This window comes from Streptomyces sp. URMC 127, assembly GCF_051386535.1.
Lineage (GTDB): Bacteria > Actinomycetota > Actinomycetes > Streptomycetales > Streptomycetaceae > Streptomyces.
This window is the reverse complement of sequence record NZ_JBPQTW010000340.1, coordinates 1-4480: the sequence shown is the minus strand read 5'-3', so window position 1 is coordinate 4480 and position 4480 is coordinate 1. Positions and strand designations below refer to the sequence as shown.

At 67.5% G+C, this 4480-nt stretch carries 4 protein-coding genes; 2 read left to right on the top strand and 2 right to left on the bottom strand.

All coding sequences use genetic code 11. From position 1 onward, the window contains the following. Positions 1-1199 (top strand): protein-L-isoaspartate O-methyltransferase family protein (locus ACSNOH_RS33545; protein ID WP_436725226.1); only part of this gene is annotated, 1199 nt, incomplete at its 5' end. Between the two features lie 260 nt (positions 1200-1459). On the opposite strand, the gene ACSNOH_RS33540 is transcribed toward ACSNOH_RS33545, so the two are convergent. Further along, complete coding sequence (locus ACSNOH_RS33540; protein ID WP_436725225.1) at positions 1460-2203, bottom strand: class I SAM-dependent DNA methyltransferase; 744 nt, start codon at positions 2201-2203, stop codon at positions 1460-1462. A 516-nt stretch (positions 2204-2719) separates the two neighbouring features. On the opposite strand from ACSNOH_RS33540, the gene ACSNOH_RS33535 reads away from it, so the two are divergent. Next, positions 2720-3091, top strand: coding sequence for a VOC family protein (locus ACSNOH_RS33535; RefSeq protein ID WP_436725224.1), 372 nt, complete (start codon positions 2720-2722; stop codon positions 3089-3091). 521 nt (positions 3092-3612) lie between these two features. Here ACSNOH_RS33535 and ACSNOH_RS33530 read toward each other — a convergent pair. Next, positions 3613-4149 carry a hypothetical protein gene (locus tag ACSNOH_RS33530; protein WP_436725223.1) on the bottom strand — a complete coding sequence of 179 codons (537 nt, stop codon included), beginning with the start codon at positions 4147-4149 and terminating at the stop codon, positions 3613-3615. Between the last annotated feature and the right edge of the window lie 331 nt (positions 4150-4480).

The following is a 4480-nucleotide window of genomic DNA, read 5'->3' as shown; positions in this document are numbered from 1 at the left end:
GAGAAGAAGTAACCCCCGTCGTGAGGACTTTCCCGGCCGCGCCCGCCGCTCACGTCGACCGGCTGCTCGCCGACGTCACCAAGCTCCTCGGCCGGCAACTGCCGCCCACCGCCGTACGCGCGCTGCGCACGGTCCCACGGCACCTGTTCCTGCCCGACCGGCTGTGGCTGCGCGACGGCGAAGGCGGCTACCGGCCCTGCGACCGTTCGGCGAACCCGGACGAGTGGCTCACCGCGGCTTACACCGACGCCCCGCTGGTTACCCGGTTCACCGACGGACTGCCCTCCTCGTCGGCCTCCATGCCCTCCATGGTGCTGCGCACCCTGCTGCTCGCCGGTATCGGCGACACCGTGGGTGAGGCCGGACCGCGAAGGGTGCTGGAACTGGGCACCGGAACGGGTTTCAACGCCGCCCTGCTCTGCGCCATCCTGGGCGACGAGGCGGTCAGCACCATCGAGCTCGACCCCCTGCTCGCCGCACGAGGGGAACAAAACCTTAAAGCCGCGGGATTCGCACCGGTGGTCTCCTGCGGTGACGCGGTCGCCGGGTGGCCGCCTGGAGCACCGTACGAGCGGGTGGTCGCGACATTCTCCGTCGACCGTGTCCCGCTGGCCTGGGTGGAGCAAACCGTAGTCGGCGGGCGTATCGTCACGCCGTGGACCTCGGCCTGGTGCCGCTACGGAACCCTCGAACTGACGCCCGGCCAGGATGGGACCGCGCATGGCCGGTTCCACGCCTTCGCCTCTTTCATGCCCATGAGACGCGCCTGCCAGGACGCGGCGGAACCCGCGACCGCGTCCGCACAGCACAAGGGAGTAACGCGCTTGTCGCCGTGGCTGGTCGCGGGCGGAGACCTCGATGCCGAGTTCCATCTCGGCCTGGCTGTCCCCGGCGCATCCTTCGCCTGGGACACCAGCGGTGAGCACGCCCCCACCCGCCTGCACATCGCCGACGAGAAAACCCCGTCCTGGGCTGCCGTGGACTACGACGGCCACAGCGCCGACCACTTCACCGTCACTCAGGCGGGTCCGAGGCGGCTCTGGGACGAGATCACCACCGGGTACACCCACTGGGAGACGCTCGGGCGCCCCCGCATCAGCCAGTACAGATTGAGCGTGGACCCGGCTGGTGTACACATGGTGCAGGTGGAGACAGGACGCGGCAGATCCGAGATCACCCTCCCCGGGAAGCCGGGCTAACACCGCAGCGGGGCGGTGGCTTCGGCGGCGATAGCGGCTCAGACAGGCACGTTGTTGACGTCGGCGGCGCCGGCATGGCCGGTGCAGGATAGAGGCGGCGTCGGAGCCCGGCCTCACCGCGCCGCAGTTGCCGCAGTTCGACAGCCGGGCCCGCTGCGACTCGCCTGCTGCCTCATCACCCTCAGACAGATCAATTCGTTCTGTTAGGTGCTGTAAAGCGTAGTTAGCAGGTTACGAGAAGATCTTTAGGTGGGTGCCTGTTACGCGGTGCTGTCTGCGCGTTCGTAAACGCTGATGTGGCGCCAACTCGCCGCAGTGTACGGTTCGCCGTTCCATCCACCCCACCGTTCTCGTAGCCGGAGTCCGGCGATGCGGGCCATGAGGTCGAACTCGGGCGGGTGGGCCAGGCGTAGCCTGATGGGGGAGAACCTGATGCCTGCGCTGCTGATGCGGATGTGGTTCAGGTCGAGGATCTGGGTCAGCGGGTCGTACCGGCCGGCATCGAGGTCGACGTGCTCAAGGCCGACTTGCTCTGTGTCGAGGTACTGATGACCGGGACGCGAGGGCGCAGTGGGGATGCGGCATTCGACGACGAACACGCCGTCATCGGTGAGATGGCGGGCGGCGTTCTGGAAGCACCGGATCTGGTCTTCTTGGGTGAGGAGGTTGCCGATCGTGTTGAAGACCAGGTAGACAAGCCCGTAGCTGCGGTCGGTGGTGACGCGGGACATGTCGCCCATGACCACGTCGACTTGATCGCCGCCTGGCTTCTCGCGCATCCGGTTGACCATGTCCTGCGACAGCTCGATCCCGTCCACCCGAACCCCCGCCCGTATGAGGGGCAGCGCGACCCGGCCGGTGCCCACTGCGAGTTCCAGGGCGTTCTGTTGTCCTGCAAGCTTGGCCAGGAATGCGACGGTCTCGGCCTCATCACCGCGTGGATCATCGTCGTACCGCTGGGACACCTCATATCCGAAGCTCGTCCTGGGATCGAATCCCTCCACGGAACGCTCCTCTCATGAACAGCTGAATCGCTTGGCCAAGCCTTACGAAAGCGCGCGTGTCCGGACCGGACCCTACCGTCGACGTTCCGTGCAACGCCACGCATTTAGCGAACCGTCTGATCTGGCAACAGCGGCGCAGTCCGCACCCGCTGCGCGTCAGCCAGCGGCACCCCCGGAGCCGGCGATCAGACGATCCGCACGAAACGGGGGGGGGGGCGCCCACGATCCACAGGCGCTCAAAGTGCTCCCAGCGGGCCGAACAGGCTCTCGCGCGAGCAGTGGGCGCATGCGCTGGACAACCCGGCACACCCCGGCCGTGAACCGTCCCCACCACGCTCCCGCACTACCAAGCACCAGCCGCTCGAACTGCCCGGCCGCAGCCTGGTGGACGTCTCCATCCACGTCTCGCTTGGCCCGTAACCTCCCGGCCATACAGGAAAAGTGCCTGGTCACCAGGTTGCGGAACACGCTTTATGGTGTGGTGCTGGGAACCCCACCGACCGCTCTGGAGGCGTGATGTCCGTGCAGATGAAGTTAGTTGCCATAACACTCGATTGCCCTGATCCGCCGGCTTTGGCAGCGTTCTATCAACAGGCCACCGGTCTTGAACCGCACCCGAAGTCGGACTCCGAATTCGCGGGTCTCAACGGAGAGCACGGCCTCTTCATCGGTTTCCAGCGGGTCGATGACTACCGGGCTCCGAACTGGCCCGGCCAGGTCGTTCCCCAGCAGCTTCACATCTGTTTCACGGTCGATGAGGACTTGGACGTGGCCGAGGCCCGGCTGCTGGAGCTGGGTGCGGGAAAGCCGGATCATCAGCCGCATGGCGATAAGGCGCGGGTTCTCACCGATCCGGCTGGACACCCTTTCTGTATCAGCTCGCGCTGACCGCCGGATTCACGAAGGCTTCGGCCTGTCAGGCCGTGTGGGGCTGGGGCTGGTGCCTTGCAGGGCTCTTGCGGCGGGAAGCGGCGCCGGAATCCGGTGATGGCCCGGGTAACGACGAAGAGGTCGCCGCTGAAGGCCGATCGCTGCCCATGACCTGACGCGAACAGCTCATCAGCGTGTGTTCGGGCTACCCAGCGGTTCCAGTCGTGGTCCGCCCTGTCCGGTTCGGTGGGTGCCTTGATACGGGCCCGGTTGTCCGTGGCTGCGGCCGGTCGGTGTGGTCGGTGTGCAGGGGCGCCCGGGGTGTCTTCTCGGTCATGTCTGTGTGTCGGCAGAGGCCGTAGTCGGCAGGTATGCCGTTCAGAGCGTCGCCGGCGTCCGCGGCCCGGTACAGCGTCATCCGCTTCCATGTCACGACGCACGCGGCGCGGTTGCCGTCGGGCCGCGGCCGTGTGCGGCCGCCGCGATCGAGGAGGGACGGCCGGCCGGTGGCAGACACGGCCGGCCGTCTGCCGGCCCGGTTAGCGTTTGGGCTGGCCCAGACCGTCGCTCCGGTGGAGCCACAGGGTTGCGCCCGGGTCCACGTAGGGAGCGCGGTTGCGGGTGGCGTCGTGTCCGCATCGGAGGCTGACGGTTGTCGGGCCCGTGCTGGAGAAGGCGCCTTGGGCGGCGATCGTGGCCGCGTACACTCCGCTGCCCGCGCCCGTGGCCGCGTTGCCGATCATGCTGGTCGCTCCGCCGACGACGGTCTCGCCTGCGTAGAGCGTGCAGCGGGTGTAGTCGCTCGGCTCCCAGCTGACCAGCGTTGCGTTGGAGGACAGTACCCAGGAACCGGCCGGCACTGTTTCCGAGATCACCGTCGTGGGCGTCCCGCCTGCGGCGCTCAGCAGTACCCCGGCCGAGGTCTGTCTGACCACGTCTTGCGAGGTCGTGAGGTGTCGTTCGGCAACGACGGCTGTGCGGCCGGTGCCCGCCGACGCGGACGAGGCGGTCAGGAGGCTGCCGGCCACGAGACCGCCGATGCCCAGCACTGCCATCAGCTGGGAGGACTTCTTCATGGTTCCTGTTCCCCTCGTTCGCAGCGGATGCGGGTCGTGTGTGCTTTGCACGCCACAGGATCCTGGAGCGAGGGGTGAAGGGACAGGGCGAGTCCGGCCGATCGCCGGAGGCGGTATTTCGTACCCGAACACCCTGCTTTCTCGCATGCCGAGGGCACTTCACCTGGTTTAAGGCTCTTCGCGCAGGACAGGGCCGTGCGAAAGGGCGCCGGATCTCCCCGCAATCCTCTCCGGACGCCTGAGCTTGAGCCGGGAACGCGGCTGGGCCCGGCCTTCCTTTCCTGGAGCCTGTTGGGAGGCATCAAGCAAGCCTGGTGATCTCGGGGGGGGG